The following is a 15,141-nucleotide window of genomic DNA, read 5'->3' as shown; positions in this document are numbered from 1 at the left end:
GACCCGCCGCGGCGGACGCGCTATGACGTGTGCGTCCGCCGCGTCAGCACCAGCAGCGACAGCATGGCCACGGCACCCGCCGACGGGATCGCGACGGCCATCGGCACGGCACTGTCGGGTCCGGCGATGCCGACGAGCGGCGAAACCACCGCGGCGAGCCCGAACTGGCCTGCCCCGAGGAGCGCGGACCCGGTGCCGGACGCCTTCGTCACCTCGCCCTGGGCCAGCGCTGTCGCGTTGCCCATCACGAAACCGATGCTCGACACGGAGACGAACAGCGGGATCAGGATCGCCCACCAGGACGGCGTATCGATCGTTGTCGCGGCGAGCAGCAGCACCACGCCCGCCGCCAGGAGCAGCGTGACCCCGAAACGCAGCAGTTGCCGGGCATGGAACGTGCCCACGAGTCGCGTGTTCACGATCGCGGAACTCACCATCCCGGCCGCGTTCACCGCGAACACCATCGAGAACTGCCCCGGACTGAGGCCGAGGACGTTCTGCACGACGAACGGCGACGCAGAGATGTACGAGAAGAGTGCGACGAACCCGAACATGAACGTGAACGCGTAACCCAGGTAGACGCGGTTGCCGACGACGTAGTGCAGGTTCCGGACGAGGGCAGTGAGCCCGCCGCCGTGCCGGTTCTCCGGGGGAAGCGTCTCCGGGACGAGGATCAGCACGCCCGCGAACATCGCCACCCCGGCGGCGGTGAGGACCCAGAAGATCCCTCGCCAGCCGACCGGCCCGAGCAGGGCCCCACCCAGCAGCGGTGCGACCACCGGTGCGACGCCGCCGATGATCATCATGATGCTGAAGAGCCGTGCGGCGCTGTCCCCGCGGGCCCGGTCAGCGATGCAGGCGCGCGCGAGCACGATCGCCGCGCCGCCGCTCAGTCCCTGGAAAAGTCGTGCGGTGATGAGGGTTTCGACGGTCGGGGCGAGAGCGCAGGCCATCGCGGCGAGGGTCGTCACGACGGTGGCGCCGATCAGCAGGCGACGGCGTCCGAGACCGTCCGACAACGGTCCGACCACGAGCTGGCCGATCCCGAGCCCCGCCATGAACGTGGTCAGTGTCAGCTGCACGCTCGGCGCCGACGTGTTCAGGCTCTCCGTCATCAGGGGGAGGCCGGGGAGATACATGTCGGTGGCCAGTGGGGCGATCGCGGACAGTAACGCCAGAACACACAACATCGGGATGGAGATCGTTCGCTGCACAAAAGAACTCTACTGGCGCGGCTGCTCGATTCTTGCCCCGCCCGAGTCGACTGCTGCCTCTCCTAGCAGCGACCTTCCGGCAGCTCGCGCTCGCGACGGACGGTTCCGGGCAGGCTGCGTGCGGCGCACGATCAGGCGCATCCCCGGGCCTGACCCGGTTTGGTAGCGTCGCCCCTCGAATCTGCAGTTGTTTCTGCACTATCCCGGGGGAACAGTGGACCGCGAAGACTTGACTCGATCGCAGCCGTCCTGGCTGAACGACGGTGGCGGCGCCCCGGTGGGCGATGCCGCGGCGGATCCGTGGGGGCAGCAGTCCTGGGACGATCCCACTCCGGCGCCGAGTCAGCATCAGGTGACCAATCAGGATCTGGTGGCGGATGCGCTCCTGAAGCGGGCGCGCAAGGCGCCGAGCCGGGGATGGCGGCGCGGACTGCACCGGCTCACCGGGGGAACGGTGAACCCGGGGGAGTCGGCGGGGGAGGCTCGCGACGCGGCACTCCTCGACCGGATCCGGCAGCCGATCCAGGGGGACTATCGAATTGCGTTCCTGTCCTTGAAGGGCGGCGTCGGGAAGACGACGACCACGATCGGGCTCGGTTCGACGTTCGCATCGTTGCGCGGCGACTGCGTGATCGCCGTCGACGCCAACCCCGACTTCGGGACGCTCGCGCAACGGGTTCCCCTGCAGACACATTCGACGGTCCGTGACCTCATCGCGGCGGAGCCGGACATCTTGCGCTATTCGGATGTGCGGGCTCACACGTCGCAGGCGCCGAGTCGCCTCGAGGTGCTCGCGAGCGAGCAGGACCCGGCGATCTCCGAGGCGTTCAGCGAGGACGACTACCGGCGGGTCATCGACGTCCTGCAGGTGTACTACAACATCATCCTCACCGACTGCGGCACCGGCATCATGCATTCGGCGATGAACGGTGTTCTGCAACTCGCCAATTCCCTGGTGCTGGTGAGTTCGCCCGCGATCGACGGCGCCCGCAGTGCCGCCGCGACGCTGGACTGGCTGCAGCACCACGGTTACGGGCACCTCGTGTCCCGCACCGTCGTCGTGATCAGTGCCGCCCGGCCGGGGTCGAGCATGATCGACATGACGGAACTGACCAACCATTTCCTGCTCCGGTGCCGGGCCGTGAAGGTAGTGCCGTTCGACGAGCACCTCGCCGAGGGTTCGGTCGTGGATCTGGATCTGCTGCGTCCCGAGACACGCAAGGCGTTCGTCGAACTCGCCGCGATGGTTGCGGACGACTTCCCGGAGTCGGCGGGCAGACACGCTGTCGCCGAGTGGCGCTAGCCGCGACTATCTGCGCCGAGTGGCGCTAGCCGCGACTATCTGCGCCGAGTGGCGCTAGCCGCCGCCGACGGGTTGTAGCCGTACCGGTGCCACCCGGACGAGTCCGAGAGGGTCGAGGTATTCGCGGTCGCGGCGCAGACCCCAGTGCAGGCACGCGGCGACGGGGGCGATGCAGCCCGGGTGCCCGGGTTCGAGTGTGCCGAGGACGGTGCCGCGGCCGACGCGCAGCCCGGGGGTGACCCGGGCGGTCACCGGTTCGTACGTGGTGCGCAGACCTCCCGGGTGGTCGACGGAGACGACGGGTTTGCCCGCGACCGTGCCGGCGAACACCACGATGCCCGCGCCCGCGGACAACACCGCCTCGTCGGGGACGCCACCCAGATCCACGCCGCGATGGCCGGGAAGCCAGTCGTGCTCGGGATTGTCGAATGCCCGCACTACTCGCGGCCGCGGGTGCAGCGGCCAGTCGAAGTCGCCGGCCGGTGCGGCTTCGGCGTGCGGGGAGAGAAGAACCGCGGCGGTCAGGACGGTCGTCGCCGTGACCGTCGCGGACAGGACCCGCAGGATCGCCCCGAACTTCGTCATGACTCGACGATCCCGCACGTCGGGGCAAAAATCGGGCGGCGGGCGACATTGTGGATGGATTCCGTTTCGTCCACAGATTCCGCAGAACCCTTGCACGCGTGGACCGGGTGTGTCAGGGGCGGTTAGGGCGTGGGGCGTGGAGGCCGTACACTGATCGAGCGGTCTGTGTTCGCACAGTCCGACTTCGCGCGTCCGCGCAGTGTACGGATCGTCGGCTGGTCTCGCATTTCGATGGGAGTCCGACGGTTCACGGGCGCCAGGGCGGAACGTCACCGACGTTCGGCATCAACCGGCAATGAAAGAGAGATACACAGCCATGGCTGTCGTAACAATGAAGCAGCTGCTGGACAGCGGCACGCACTTCGGTCACCAGACCCGTCGCTGGAACCCGAAGATGAAGCGATTCATCTTCACCGACCGCAACGGCATCTACATCATCGACTTGCAGCAGACGCTGACGTACATCGACAAGGCGTACGAATTCGTCAAGGAGACCGTTGCCCACGGCGGCACCGTCCTCTTCGTCGGCACCAAGAAGCAGGCCCAGGAGTCCATCGCGGCCGAGGCCACTCGCGTCGGGATGCCCTACGTCAACCAGCGTTGGCTCGGCGGCATGCTCACCAACTTCACCACCGTCCACAAGCGTCTTCTCCGCCTCAAGGAGCTCGAGGCGATGGAGCAGACCGGTGGCTTCGAGGGTCGCACCAAGAAGGAAATCCTCATGCTCACGCGTGAGATGACCAAGCTGGACCGCACTCTCGGTGGTATCCGCGACATGGCCAAGGTCCCCTCCGCGGTGTGGGTTGTCGACACCAACAAGGAGCACCTGGCGGTTGCCGAGGCTCGCAAGCTGAACATCCCGGTCATCGCGATCCTGGACACCAACTGCGACCCCGACCTCGTCGACTACCCGATCCCGGGCAACGACGACGCCATCCGCAGCGCCGCCCTGCTCACCAAGGTCGTCGCTTCCGCGGTGGCCGAGGGCGTGCAGGCCCGCGCCGGACTGAGCTCCGACAAGGACGCGAAGCCCGAGGCCGGCGCCGGTGAACCCCTCGCCGAGTGGGAGCAGGAACTGCTCTCGCAGGCAGCGCCCGCAGCAGAGGCCGCTCCCGCAGCTGAGGCACAGGCGGCTCCGGCTGCCGAGGCCCCCGCAGCAGAGGCTCCCTCCACCGAGGCCTGATCCGATGCAAACGGCCCTGACCAAGAGATCTTTGGTCAGGGCCGTTTCACGGTCTGCCCCGAGTACTACCCTGACTTACGTCCCAACAGACATATGAGGAGGCTCGCTCACCATGGCGAACTACACCGCCGCTGACGTCAAGCGGCTCCGCGAGCTCACCGGCTCCGGAATGATGGCCTGCAAGAACGCTCTCGCTGAGGCCGAGGGTGACTTCGACAAGGCTGTCGAGCAGCTGCGCATCAAGGGCGCCAAGGACGTGGGCAAGCGTGCCGAGCGCACCACGGCCGAGGGCCTGGTCGTTTCCAAGGACGGCGTCCTGCTCGAGCTCGACTGCGAGACGGACTTCGTCGCGAAGAACGAGGACTTCCTGAAGCTCGCCGAGTCGATCGTCACGGTCGCCGCAGCAGCGAAGCCCGCCGACGTCGACGCCCTCAAGGCGCTCGAGCTCGACGGCAAGACGGTCGACACCGTCATCCAGGAGCAGTCCGCGAAGATCGGCGAGAAGCTCGTTCTGAGCAAGATCGCCTCCTTCGACGGGCCGGTCGCGGTCTACCTGCACAAGCGCAGCGCCGACCTGCCGCCCGCCGTCGGCGTCCTCGTCGAGTACACCGGTGAGGGCGACGCTGCTGCGGAGGCCGCTCGCGGCGCCGCCATGCAGGTCGCGGCACTCAAGGCCAAGTACGTCACGCGCGACGAGGTCCCCGAGGACATCGTCGCCAACGAGCGTCACATCGCCGAGGAGACCGCACGCGCCGAGGGCAAGCCGGAGCAGGCTCTGCCGAAGATCATCGAAGGCCGCGTCAACGGCTACTTCAAGGACGTCGTGCTGACCGAGCAGTCCTCGGTGCAGGACTCCAAGAAGTCCGTCAAGGCGATCCTCGACGAGGCCGGCGTGACCATCAAGCGCTTCGTCCGCTTCGAGGTCGGTGCTTCGTAGGAAGTCGTGTGAGTCGTATGGCCCCGTCGGACGAGTGCGCTCGCCCGGCGGGGCCTACGTATACCGCCACCGTCCTGATGAGGCAGGATGAGGATGGCCGTCTGAATGGGCCGGGTAGCCGCATGGGTGCGCTCGGCCGCTGTCGAAATCGACGAGTGCTGTGGAACTGAGGAGAGCAATGTCCGAACCAGCCAACGAACGTCCGGGATTCCATCGAGTCCTTCTCAAACTCGGCGGAGAAATGTTCGGTGGTGGCAAGGTCGGTCTCGACCCCGACGTGGTGACCAAGGTCGCGGAGCAGATCGCGGAGGTCGTGCGATCCGGGGTGCAGGTGGCGGTGGTCATCGGCGGCGGCAACTTCTTCCGTGGTGCGGAACTGCAGCAGCGAGGTTTGGACCGCGCGCGTTCCGACTACATGGGCATGCTCGGCACGGTCATGAATTGCCTTGCTCTGCAGGACTTCCTGGAGAAAGAGGGCATCGACAGCCGCGTGCAGACGGCGATCACCATGGGTCAGGTGGCGGAACCGTACATTCCGCTGCGCGCCCAGCGTCACCTCGAGAAGGGGCGCGTCGTGATCTTCGGCGCCGGCATGGGCATGCCGTACTTCTCCACCGACACGACCGCGGCGCAGCGGGCCCTCGAGATCGGTGCCGAGGTGGTGCTGATGGCCAAGGCCGTCGACGGTGTGTTCACCGCGGACCCGAACCTCGACCCGAACGCGACGATGTACACGCAGATCACGCACCGTGAGGTCATCGAGCAGGAGCTGAAGGTGGCCGACGCGACGGCGTTCAGCCTGTGTATGGACAACCAGATGCCGATCATGGTGTTCAATCTGCTGACCGAGGGGAATATCGCTCGGGCGGTGTCCGGTGAGAAGATCGGAACGCTCGTCAAGTCATGACGCGCGTGCCACGCTCGACACAGGGATTTCTCGAAACAGAGGCAGTGACGAATCGATGCAGAACGACATGGAGGAACAGCCGTGATTGATGAAGCTCTCTTCGAAGCCGAGGAGAAGATGGAGAAGGCTGTCACGGTGGCCAAGGACGATCTCGGGTCGATCCGCACGGGCCGCGCGAATCCTGGCATGTTCAACCGCATCGGAATCGACTACTACGGCGCGTTCACCCCGATCACGCAGCTCGCCAGCATCAACGTGCCGGAAGCGCGACTCGTCGTCGTCAAGCCGTACGAGGCCTCGCAGCTGAACGCCATCGAGACGGCGATCCGGAACTCCGACCTGGGCGTGAACCCGTCCAACGACGGAAACCTGATCCGCATCTCCGTTCCCCAGCTCACCGAGGAACGCCGCCGCGAACTGGTGAAGCAGGCGAAGTCGAAGGGCGAGGACGCGAAGGTGTCCGTGCGCAACGTGCGCCGCAAGGCGATGGACGAGCTGTCCCGGATCCAGAAGGACGGCGAGGCCGGCGAGGACGAGGTCGGGCGGGCCGAGAAGGAACTCGACAAGACGACCGCCCGGTACGTCGCGCAGGTCGACGAACTGGTGAAGCACAAGGAAGCCGAGTTACTGGAAGTTTAGTCACGAGACGAGGAGTGGATCGGGGACAGTGACCGTGCCAGCAGAACACGGGACCCCAGGGGGACCCATCTCCGAGGGCGACCCCTCGGGACCGGTCTCCGAGGGAAAGCCCGCGCCGGAGGCGGCCACGGCCGCGAAATCCAAGGCCGGGCGTAACCTCCCCGCGGCGATCGGCGTCGGCGTCGGACTCGGCGTCGCGCTCATCCTGATCCTCGTCTACGTGCCCCTGGTGTGGATCGGGGTCGTCGCGGTCGCGATGGCCGTCGCCACGTGGGAGGTCACGAAGCGGCTCCGGGAGGCCGGTATCAGCGCCCCCCGGATCCCGCTGATCGCCGGGGGCCAGGCGATCCTGTGGCTCGGGTGGCCGTTCGGTCCGGTCGGCGTGCTCAGCGCCTTCGCGGGCACGGTGCTGGTCTGCATGGTCTGGCGCCTGTTCGACCACGGGTTGAAGGCGACGCCGCAGAACTTCCTCCGGGACACGGCGATCACCGTGTTCGTCGCGTCCTGGATCCCGTTGCTGGCGTCGTTCGCCGTGCTGATGGTGCTGCAGGACGACGGTGCCGGGCGGGTGTTGTGCCTGATGATCGGCGTGGTCTGCTCCGACGTGGGCGGTTATGCGGCGGGTGTGCTGTTCGGCAAGCATCCGATGGTGCCGGCGATCAGCCCCAAGAAGTCGTGGGAAGGGTTCTTCGGGTCGCTGCTGTTCTGCGTGATCGGAAGCCTGCTGACGGTCACACTGATCCTCGACGAGAATTCGATGATCGGTGTGCTCCTCGGCGTCGTGCTGGTGGTCACCGCCACGCTCGGCGATCTCATCGAATCTCAGGTCAAGCGCGAGCTGCGCATCAAGGACATGGGCACGCTGCTTCCCGGGCACGGCGGGATCATGGACCGTCTCGATTCCCTGCTGCCGTCGGCGTTCGTGACGTGGCTGGTGCTCACGGTCCTCGTGTGACCGCCCTGCCGTGACCATTCCCAGCCCGAACATCTGGCACTGGCCGGAGTGGTACGAGGTGGAGAATCGTGCCCAGGACGTGGACGGGGCAATCTTCCGGCACTTGCGCGGGGCCGTGGACTGGACGGGCGGCATCGTCGCCGACGTGGGCTGCGGCACCGGTTTCCATCTCCCGGTCTTCGCCGAGTCCGCGGCGACGGTCTACGGCATCGAACCGCATCCGCCGCTTCTGGAACGCGCCCGCGCCCGCGTGGGGCACCTGGCGAATGTCCGCGTGCTCGCCGGCTCGGCGGAGGGCATCCCCCTGGACGACGCGACCGTCGACGTCGTGCACGCGCGGACCGCGTACTTCTTCGGCCCGGGTTGCGGCCGCGGAATCCGCGAGGCGATGCGGGTGCTGCGCCCGGGCGGCGCACTGGTCGTGGTCGATCTCGACGCGACGGCGCATCCCTACGGAGAGTGGATGCGCACCGACCTGCCGCAGTACCAACCGGCGGCCGTGGAGGCCTTCTTCGCGGCGCAGGGGTTCGACCTGGCCCGAGTCGAGACACGATGGCGCTTCCCGAACCGGGAAGCGCTGCGCGCGGTCCTCGGCATCGAGTTCACGAAGAAGACGGCGTCCACGGCATTCGCGCAGACACCCGGCGTGGCTCTCGACGTGCGCTACCGCGTGCACGTTCGCCGAAAGCCCGCCGGGCTGGAATTGCTCTGACCGGTGTCGTTACCGCGATGCGATGTGGAAGAGCTTCGCGAGCGCGTTGATCTTCTTGGCCTTGGCCAGCTTGGGGAGGTCGCTGCCGTCCCGCACCCGGGAACCGTCCTCGCCGAGGTCCGCGATCACGTCCCGCGCCCATTCCGCCTCCGCCGGGGACGGGCTCAGCGCGTCGTTGACCGGCGCCGTCTGCGCGATGGTCATGCACAGTTTTCCGGTCATGCCCATCGACAGGGTGAGCGCCGACGCGCGGATCAAGGCGTCGACGTCGGTGCCGAGGGTGGGGCCGTCGATCGGCGGTGCGATCCGGGCGGCCCGGCTGGCGACCGTCAGCCGGGAGCGGGGGTACGCCATCGCCAGCGGCGAGTCGTCCATGCCGGTGTCGCGACGGAAGTCGCCGCTGCCGAACGCCAGCCGGAAGGTGGCCTCGGTCCGGGCGATCTCGGGTGCGGCCTCGAGTCCCATCGCGGATTCGACGAGGGCGAGCACCTTCGTGCCCTCGGGGAGTCGCTCGGCGGTGGCGTCGACCTGCATTCCGCTCTCGGTCTTCGCGAGCATGACGCCTTCGAGTCCGGGCACGCCGTGCAGGGCTGCCAGGTCGTCCGCCCAGTATGGGGTGGTGGCGTCGTTGATCCGCACCCACGCGCGGCGGCTCTCGCCGAGCCAGGCGACCACGTCGGCCCGGGCCTGGGGTTTGCGATCGGGCGTGACGGCGTCCTCGAGGTCGAGGATCACCGCGTCGGCGGCGCTGGTGTGGGCCGCCTCGAACCCCTCGGGTTTGCCGGCGGGAACCAGCAGCCAGGATCGTGCTTGTTCAGCTGCGATACGCGGTGCCACAGTCGTCTCCATGTCGGCCTTCACAGTTGTGCCGTTCCGGTGATATCCACGACAGTAATTCTGCTCGCAGGGGGTCGGCGCAATCCACTTGCGTAACTATTGTTCAGTTAGAAATTACTGTTCAGACGCCGCTGCCGGTTCGCAGCCCGCCGGATCTGGATGATGCGGACACCGCCCGCGAGGGCCATGATCACTGCGCCTGCGATTGCCGCGAACAGCAGGGTGACGCCCAGCGGGAGCGTGAATTCCCAGGCGAACAGTTCGAGAGTCACGCTGTCGAGGTTCTGCAGTATGAACACGAGAAGCAGTACCAGAACGACGATTCCGATCACCAGACCGGTCCAGGTGGCACCCACCCGGGTGTGCTTGATCCCCTTGCGGCGGGCGACGTCGGGATGCTCGGTGCCTGACGGCGTCGTGTCGGGGTGCGCCGGGTCGGTGGGCACCGGTTCGGTGCCGGGACCACGACCGGCCGGGACGTCCGGTGGGAAGTTCGAAGGGTCGTCCGGTGTTGTCGACATGAGTTGATCTTCACCCACCTGGGCGGGTTCCGCATGCGCATCGGGCGGCGAAACAACGTCGATCAGGCATCCGCACGACAACGACCCCCGAATCAATGGGACAATGGAGAAACTATGGCTGTCTCGCTTCCCCTCGTTTTCACCGCGCCCCGGCGTGGGATGCCCCCCAAGCATCTCGCGGACCTCGACTCCACCGAGCGGCGGGAGGCCGTCAAGGAGCTGGGTCTGCCCGGGTTCCGGGCCGACCAGCTGGCCCGTCAGTACTACGCGCGGCTCGAGGCGGATCCGGAGAAGATGACCGACCTTCCCGCCGCCGTGCGCGAGCAGGTGGGCGCGGCGCTGTTCCCGACGCTGCTCACCGCCGTCAAGCACCTGGCCTGCGACGGCGGCGACACCCGCAAGACGCTCTGGAAGGCGAACGACGGGACGCTGCTCGAGAGCGTCCTCATGCGCTACCCCGACCGCGCGACGCTGTGTATCTCCAGCCAGGCCGGGTGCGGGATGGCGTGCCCGTTCTGCGCGACCGGGCAGGGCGGGCTGCAGCGCAACCTGTCGACCGCCGAGATCGTCGACCAGGTGCGTGCCGCCGCGGCCGCCCTGCGCGACGGTGACGTCCACGGCGGCCCGGGCCGGTTGTCGAACGTCGTGTTCATGGGGATGGGGGAGCCGCTCGCCAACTACAAGCGCGTGGTCGCCGCCGTCCGCCGCATCACCTCGCCCGCCCCCGACGGCCTCGGGTTGTCGCAACGCTCCGTGACGGTGTCGACGGTGGGATTGGCGCCCGCCATCCGCAAGCTCGCGGACGAGGACCTCAGCGTGACGCTGGCCGTGTCCCTGCACACCCCGGACGACGAACTGCGCGACACCCTGGTCCCCGTCAACAACCGCTGGTCGGTGGCGGAGGTCCTCGACGCCGCCCGCTACTACGCGGACAAGTCCGGTCGCCGGGTCTCCATCGAGTACGCGCTGATCCGGGACGTGAACGATCAGCCGTGGCGCGCCGACCTGCTGGGCAAGAAGCTGCGCAAGGCGCTCGGACCGCTGGTGCACGTGAATCTGATCCCGCTGAACCCCACACCGGGCAGTGAGTGGGACGCGAGCCCGAAGCCGGTGGAGAAGGAATTCGTCCGGCGCGTGCTGGCGCAGGGGGTGTCCTGCACGGTGCGGGACACCCGTGGCCAGGAGATCGCCGCCGCCTGCGGGCAGCTCGCCGCCGAGAACTGATCGTCCGCCGCGCAGGCCGATACGACGAAACCCCTCGTCCCCGAGTGATCGGGACGAGGGGTTTCGTTCGTGGTTCGGTGTTACCGGGGCTTGCGCCGCAGGACGATGTCGCGAATGAGGATGAAGAACATCACGGCTGCGCAGCCGATCAGCCACAGGTCCTCGACGAAACCCCTGTGGTTGCCGATGATCATGAGCAGCAGGAACACGGCGAAGAACCATCCGAAGAACCGGAACGTCTTCGGCGCCTCACCGCTCCATCCCCATGCGGCCGACGGGACCTCCGCGGTGTCGATGTGTGCGGCCACGATGGGGTCGCTGGACGAGGGCTCCAACTGGGTTCCGGCCACGATCGATCCTCCTGCAGATTCGGTTGCGCTACTCGACATATCGTGACATACGACCGTCCGTCGTATGTAGTGGGGCCATCCGTGGCGGGCGGTCCGCATTTCATCAGGAACAATGGACGGGTGGATGAAAACAGGCCCACCCGTGTCCTGCTGCTCGGCAGCACAGGTTCGATCGGCACCCAGGCGTTGGAGGTGGTGGCCGCCAACCCGGACAAGTTCACGGTGGTGGGGCTCGCGGCCGGCGGTGGAAACGTCGAACTGTTGGCCCGGCAGATTCGTGAGACGGGTGTGTCGTCCGTCGCAGTCGCGGATCCGAGCGCGGCCGCCGCGCTGGACCGGCCCGGGGTACTGAGCGGACCGGACGCCGTCACCGAACTCGTGAGGACCACGCAAGCGGACGTCGTCCTCAATGCACTGGTCGGTTCGCTGGGCCTGGAGCCCACCCTGGCCGCGCTCGAGTCCGGTGCGCGGCTCGCGCTGGCCAACAAGGAGTCGCTCGTCGCAGGTGGGCCACTCGTGACGGCGGCCGCGGCGCCGGGGCAGATCGTGCCGGTCGACTCCGAGCACTCGGCGCTGGCCCAGTGCCTGCGCGGCGGCAGCGCCGGCGAGGTGGACCGCCTGGTCCTCACCGCCTCGGGCGGGCCGTTCCGCGGTTGGACGGCCGAGCGGCTGGAATCGGTGACACCCGAGCAGGCCGGCGCCCACCCCACGTGGTCGATGGGGCCGATGAACACGCTGAACTCGGCGACTCTCGTCAACAAGGGGCTCGAACTGATCGAGACCCACCTGCTGTTCGGCGTCGGCTACGACCGGATCGACGTCACCGTGCACCCGCAGTCCATTGTGCACTCGATGGTCACGTTCACCGACGGCTCGACGCTCGCGCAGGCCAGCCCACCCGACATGAAGCTCCCGATCGCGCTGGCCCTCGGCTGGCCGCACCGGGTCGCGGGCGCCGCCGCGGCCTGCGATTTCACCACCGCGTCCACCTGGGAGTTCGAGCCACTCGACTCGCAGGTTTTCCCCGCCGTCGACCTCGCCCGCGAGGCAGGCAAGGGTGGCGGATGCCTCACCGCCGTGTACAACGCTGCGAACGAGGTCGCGGCTCAGGCATTCTTGGACGGGATCATCCGGTTCCCGCGCATCGTCCGCACCGTCGCCTCCGTGCTGTCCGAGGCGGACGAGTGGTCGGCGCCACCGGCTACCGTGGAAGACGTACTGGCCGCCGACGGCTGGGCACGTGAGCGAGCACGCCAGCTCGTGAAGCAGGAAGGCTAGAACTGCATGGTGTTCGCAGTGGGCGTTGTTCTCTTCGCCCTCGGGATCGCGTTGTCGATCGCACTTCACGAAGCGGGGCACATGTGGGTGGCGCAGGCCACCGGCATGAAGGTCCGCCGGTACTTCATCGGCTTCGGGCCCAAGATCTTCTCCTTCCGCCGCGGTGAGACCGAGTACGGGCTCAAGGCGCTCCCGCTCGGCGGGTTCTGCGACATCGCCGGGATGACGGCGCTGGACGAACTCGAACCGGACGAAGAAGACCGGGCCATGTACAAGAAGCCGACCTGGAAGCGCCTCGCGGTGATGTCCGGCGGCATCGGCATGAACTTCGTCCTCGGCCTCGTGCTGGTCTACGTCCTCGCCGTCGGCTGGGGGCTGCCCGATCTGAACCGGTCCACCGACGCGGTCGTCGGGTCGGTCGGATGCGCGGCGCCGACCCAGGGCCCCGGCCCCGACTACGCCCTGTCCGAGTGCACCGGCCCGGGCCCCGCCGAGCAGGCGGGCATCAGGACCGGCGACGTCATCACCGCGGTCGACGGCAAGGACACGGCGACGTTCGCCGACGTGGCCGCCGCGACCCGCTCGCTGTCCGGTCCGGTCGACTTCACGATCGAGCGGGACGGCGAGGAGCAGACGATCGTCGTCCCGGTCCAGCAGGTACAGCGCTGGGTCCAGGAGAAGGGCGAGACCGAACCGCACGAGGCGACAGTCGGTGCGATCGGCATCGGCGCGACCCCGAGCGTCGTCGAGCACTCGGCCCTTTCCGCGGTTCCCGCGTCGTTCGAGTTCACCGGCGACATGTTCGCGATGACCGCCGAGCGGATGGTGCAGATGCCGAGCAAGGCGGTCGACCTGTGGCACGCCGTGACCGGCGGCGAACGCGACCCGGAGACCCCGATCTCGGTGTACGGCGCCAGCGTCATCGGCGGTCAGATCGCCGAACAGGGCATCTGGGAAGCGTTCGTGCTGCTGCTCGCGAGCCTGAACTTCTTCCTCGGAATGTTCAACCTGCTGCCGCTGCTGCCGCTCGACGGCGGGCACATGGCGGTCACAATCTACGAGCGGGTCCGGGACTGGTTCCGCAGCAGGCGCGGACTTCCGCGCGGCGGACCCGTCGACTACATGAAGCTCCTGCCCGTCACCTATGTGGTGATCGTCATAGGCGGCGCATACATGCTCCTCACACTGACCGCCGACATCGTCAACCCGATCAAGCTCTTCCAGTGATCGCTAAACTCGGATTTGAAGCTACGAAAGAAGGCACCCACGTGACCAGCCCTGTCGGATTGGGTATGCCCGAAGGCCCGGCCGCCGTTCTCGCACCTCGCCGCAAGACTCGCCAGCTCCAGGTCGGATCTGTCGGTGTCGGCAGCGACTTCCCGGTATCCGTGCAGTCGATGTGCACTACCAAGACCCACGACGTCAACGCCACACTCCAGCAGATCGCCGAGCTCACGGCATCCGGTTGCGACATCGTGCGCGTCGCCTGCCCGCGTCAGGAGGACGCCGACGCGCTCGCGACGATCGCGAAGAAGAGCCAGATCCCGGTCATCGCCGACATCCACTTCCAGCCGCGGTACATCTTCGCGGCCATCGAGGCGGGCTGTGCGGCCGTCCGCGTGAACCCCGGCAACATCAAGGAGTTCGACGGACGCGTCAAGGAGGTCGCGAAGGCGGCGGGCGACGCCGGCATCCCGATCCGCATCGGCGTCAACGCCGGATCCCTCGACCCGCGGCTGATGCAGAAGTATGGCAAGGCCACTCCGGAGGCGCTCGTCGAGTCCGCGCTGTGGGAGGCGGGACTGTTCGAGGAACACGGGTTCGGCGACATCAAGATCTCGGTGAAGCACAACGACCCGGTGATCATGGTCGAGGCGTACCGGCAGCTGGCGGCGCAGTGCGACTACCCGCTGCACCTGGGGGTGACCGAGGCCGGTCCCGCGTTCCAGGGCACGATCAAGTCGGCGGTGGCGTTCGGCGCACTGTTGGCCGACGGCATCGGCGACACCATCCGGGTGTCGCTGTCTGCGCCGCCCGCCGAGGAGATCAAGGTCGGCACGCAGATCCTGCAGTCGCTGAACCTGCGGCCCCGGAAGCTCGAGATCGTGTCCTGCCCGTCGTGCGGACGCGCCCAGGTCGACGTGTACACGCTGGCCGACGAGGTGACCGCCGGACTCGAGGGCATGGAGATCCCGCTGCGCGTGGCAGTCATGGGTTGTGTTGTCAACGGTCCGGGTGAGGCCCGCGAGGCCGATCTCGGTGTCGCGTCCGGCAACGGCAAGGGCCAGATCTTCGTCAAGGGCAAGGTCATCAAGACGGTGCCGGAGGCGCAGATCGTCGAAACGTTGATCGAGGAAGCGATGCGAATCGCCGAGGAGATGGAGGGCGATTCGACGTCCGGATCTCCCGTCGTGACGGTCAGCTGACCCGGCGCCGGCAGCGGGCAACGAAACGTCTCCCGTTTCCGGCGAGTTCGTGGCAATCTGGTGGGCAGGT

16 protein-coding genes are annotated in these 15,141 nt (G+C 67.6%); 11 read left to right on the top strand and 5 right to left on the bottom strand.

Annotation, left to right across the window (positions count from 1 at the left end):
- Positions 1–20: 20 nt before the first annotated feature.
- On the bottom strand, positions 21–1,190 hold the full coding sequence (locus JWS13_RS08400) for a multidrug effflux MFS transporter (RefSeq protein ID WP_206011539.1): 1,170 nt from the start codon (positions 1,188–1,190) through the stop codon (positions 21–23).
- Positions 1,191–1,491: 301 nt separating this feature from the next.
- Between JWS13_RS08400 and JWS13_RS08395 the strand changes: the two genes are divergently transcribed.
- Entirely contained in the window at positions 1,492–2,517 is a 1,026-nt protein-coding gene (locus JWS13_RS08395; RefSeq protein ID WP_206011538.1) for a MinD/ParA family ATP-binding protein, read from the top strand.
- Positions 2,518–2,571: 54 nt separating this feature from the next.
- Here the strand turns inward: JWS13_RS08395 and JWS13_RS08390 are convergent, their stop codons facing one another.
- Positions 2,572–3,102 (bottom strand): M23 family metallopeptidase, encoded by a 531-nt coding sequence (locus JWS13_RS08390; RefSeq protein WP_206005261.1) that lies wholly within the window; start codon positions 3,100–3,102, stop codon positions 2,572–2,574.
- A gap of 316 nt (positions 3,103–3,418) precedes the next feature.
- Here JWS13_RS08390 and rpsB point away from each other — a divergent pair, with 316 nt between their 5' ends.
- The 6 genes from rpsB (at position 3,419) to JWS13_RS08360 (ending at position 8,435) form a co-directional block, all read left to right on the top strand.
- Positions 3,419–4,285, top strand: coding sequence for a 30S ribosomal protein S2 (rpsB, locus tag JWS13_RS08385; protein WP_015890299.1), 867 nt, complete (start codon positions 3,419–3,421; stop codon positions 4,283–4,285).
- A gap of 112 nt (positions 4,286–4,397) precedes the next feature.
- Positions 4,398–5,222 (top strand): translation elongation factor Ts, encoded by an 825-nt coding sequence (gene tsf, locus JWS13_RS08380; RefSeq protein WP_072937822.1) that lies wholly within the window; start codon positions 4,398–4,400, stop codon positions 5,220–5,222.
- Positions 5,223–5,400: 178 nt separating this feature from the next.
- Positions 5,401–6,129 (top strand): UMP kinase, encoded by a 729-nt coding sequence (gene pyrH, locus JWS13_RS08375; protein WP_124392790.1) that lies wholly within the window; start codon positions 5,401–5,403, stop codon positions 6,127–6,129.
- An 81-nt stretch (positions 6,130–6,210) separates the two neighbouring features.
- The gene (gene frr / locus JWS13_RS08370; RefSeq protein WP_015890301.1) at positions 6,211–6,768 is read left to right on the top strand and encodes a ribosome recycling factor; all 558 of its coding nucleotides are present in this window, start codon (positions 6,211–6,213) and stop codon (positions 6,766–6,768) included.
- A gap of 28 nt (positions 6,769–6,796) precedes the next feature.
- Positions 6,797–7,723, top strand: coding sequence for a phosphatidate cytidylyltransferase (locus JWS13_RS08365; RefSeq protein ID WP_206005260.1), 927 nt, complete (start codon positions 6,797–6,799; stop codon positions 7,721–7,723).
- Positions 7,724–7,733: 10 nt separating this feature from the next.
- Positions 7,734–8,435: a class I SAM-dependent methyltransferase gene (locus JWS13_RS08360; protein ID WP_206005259.1), complete on the top strand. Its 702-nt coding sequence runs from the start codon at positions 7,734–7,736 to the stop codon at positions 8,433–8,435.
- A gap of 9 nt (positions 8,436–8,444) precedes the next feature.
- On the opposite strand, the gene JWS13_RS08355 is transcribed toward JWS13_RS08360, so the two are convergent.
- Together JWS13_RS08355 and JWS13_RS08350 are read right to left on the bottom strand one after the other, a co-directional pair.
- Positions 8,445–9,296, bottom strand: coding sequence for an HpcH/HpaI aldolase/citrate lyase family protein (locus JWS13_RS08355; protein ID WP_206005258.1), 852 nt, complete (start codon positions 9,294–9,296; stop codon positions 8,445–8,447).
- An 83-nt stretch (positions 9,297–9,379) separates the two neighbouring features.
- Positions 9,380–9,793 (bottom strand): LapA family protein, encoded by a 414-nt coding sequence (locus tag JWS13_RS08350; RefSeq protein WP_206005257.1) that lies wholly within the window; start codon positions 9,791–9,793, stop codon positions 9,380–9,382.
- A 114-nt stretch (positions 9,794–9,907) separates the two neighbouring features.
- Here JWS13_RS08350 and rlmN point away from each other — a divergent pair, with 114 nt between their 5' ends.
- The gene (gene rlmN / locus JWS13_RS08345; protein WP_087556523.1) at positions 9,908–11,017 is read left to right on the top strand and encodes a dual-specificity RNA methyltransferase RlmN; all 1,110 of its coding nucleotides are present in this window, start codon (positions 9,908–9,910) and stop codon (positions 11,015–11,017) included.
- 80 nt (positions 11,018–11,097) lie between these two features.
- On the opposite strand, the gene JWS13_RS08340 is transcribed toward rlmN, so the two are convergent.
- The gene (locus tag JWS13_RS08340) at positions 11,098–11,367 is read right to left on the bottom strand and encodes a DUF2631 domain-containing protein (RefSeq protein WP_072937825.1); all 270 of its coding nucleotides are present in this window, start codon (positions 11,365–11,367) and stop codon (positions 11,098–11,100) included.
- 120 nt (positions 11,368–11,487) lie between these two features.
- On the opposite strand from JWS13_RS08340, the gene dxr reads away from it, so the two are divergent.
- From dxr to ispG, 3 genes are read left to right on the top strand one after another with little or no spacing between them, the layout of a single operon-like run.
- A complete protein-coding gene (dxr, locus tag JWS13_RS08335; protein ID WP_206005256.1) occupies positions 11,488–12,645 on the top strand; it encodes a 1-deoxy-D-xylulose-5-phosphate reductoisomerase in 1,158 nt (385 codons plus the stop codon).
- Between the two features lie 6 nt (positions 12,646–12,651).
- On the top strand, positions 12,652–13,872 hold the full coding sequence (locus JWS13_RS08330; protein WP_206005255.1) for a M50 family metallopeptidase: 1,221 nt from the start codon (positions 12,652–12,654) through the stop codon (positions 13,870–13,872).
- A gap of 41 nt (positions 13,873–13,913) precedes the next feature.
- Entirely contained in the window at positions 13,914–15,071 is a 1,158-nt protein-coding gene (ispG, locus tag JWS13_RS08325) for a flavodoxin-dependent (E)-4-hydroxy-3-methylbut-2-enyl-diphosphate synthase (RefSeq protein WP_124392797.1), read from the top strand.
- Positions 15,072–15,141: the final 70 nt, after the last annotated feature.

Source organism: Rhodococcus pseudokoreensis (assembly GCF_017068395.1).
In the GTDB taxonomy this organism is placed as follows: Bacteria; Actinomycetota; Actinomycetes; order Mycobacteriales; family Mycobacteriaceae; genus Rhodococcus_F; species Rhodococcus_F pseudokoreensis.
Note: the sequence above shows the minus strand (reverse complement) of the source record. Positions and strands in the feature narration are given on the sequence as shown.

Bases quoted from the DNA above. Each gene is read 5' to 3' on its own strand.
- JWS13_RS08400 (WP_206011539.1), bottom strand. From the start codon at position 1,190: ATGTTGTGTGTTCTGGCGTTACTGTCCGCGATCGCCCCACTGGCCACC.
- JWS13_RS08390 (WP_206005261.1), bottom strand. From the start codon at position 3,102: ATGACGAAGTTCGGGGCGATCCTGCGGGTCCTGTCCGCGACGGTCACG.
- rpsB (WP_015890299.1), top strand. From the start codon at position 3,419: ATGGCTGTCGTAACAATGAAGCAGCTGCTGGACAGCGGCACGCACTTC.
- tsf (WP_072937822.1), top strand. From the start codon at position 4,398: ATGGCGAACTACACCGCCGCTGACGTCAAGCGGCTCCGCGAGCTCACC.
- pyrH (WP_124392790.1), top strand. From the start codon at position 5,401: ATGTCCGAACCAGCCAACGAACGTCCGGGATTCCATCGAGTCCTTCTC.
- JWS13_RS08350 (WP_206005257.1), bottom strand. From the start codon at position 9,793: ATGTCGACAACACCGGACGACCCTTCGAACTTCCCACCGGACGTCCCG.
- rlmN (WP_087556523.1), top strand. From the start codon at position 9,908: ATGGCTGTCTCGCTTCCCCTCGTTTTCACCGCGCCCCGGCGTGGGATG.
- JWS13_RS08330 (WP_206005255.1), top strand. From the start codon at position 12,652: ATGGTGTTCGCAGTGGGCGTTGTTCTCTTCGCCCTCGGGATCGCGTTG.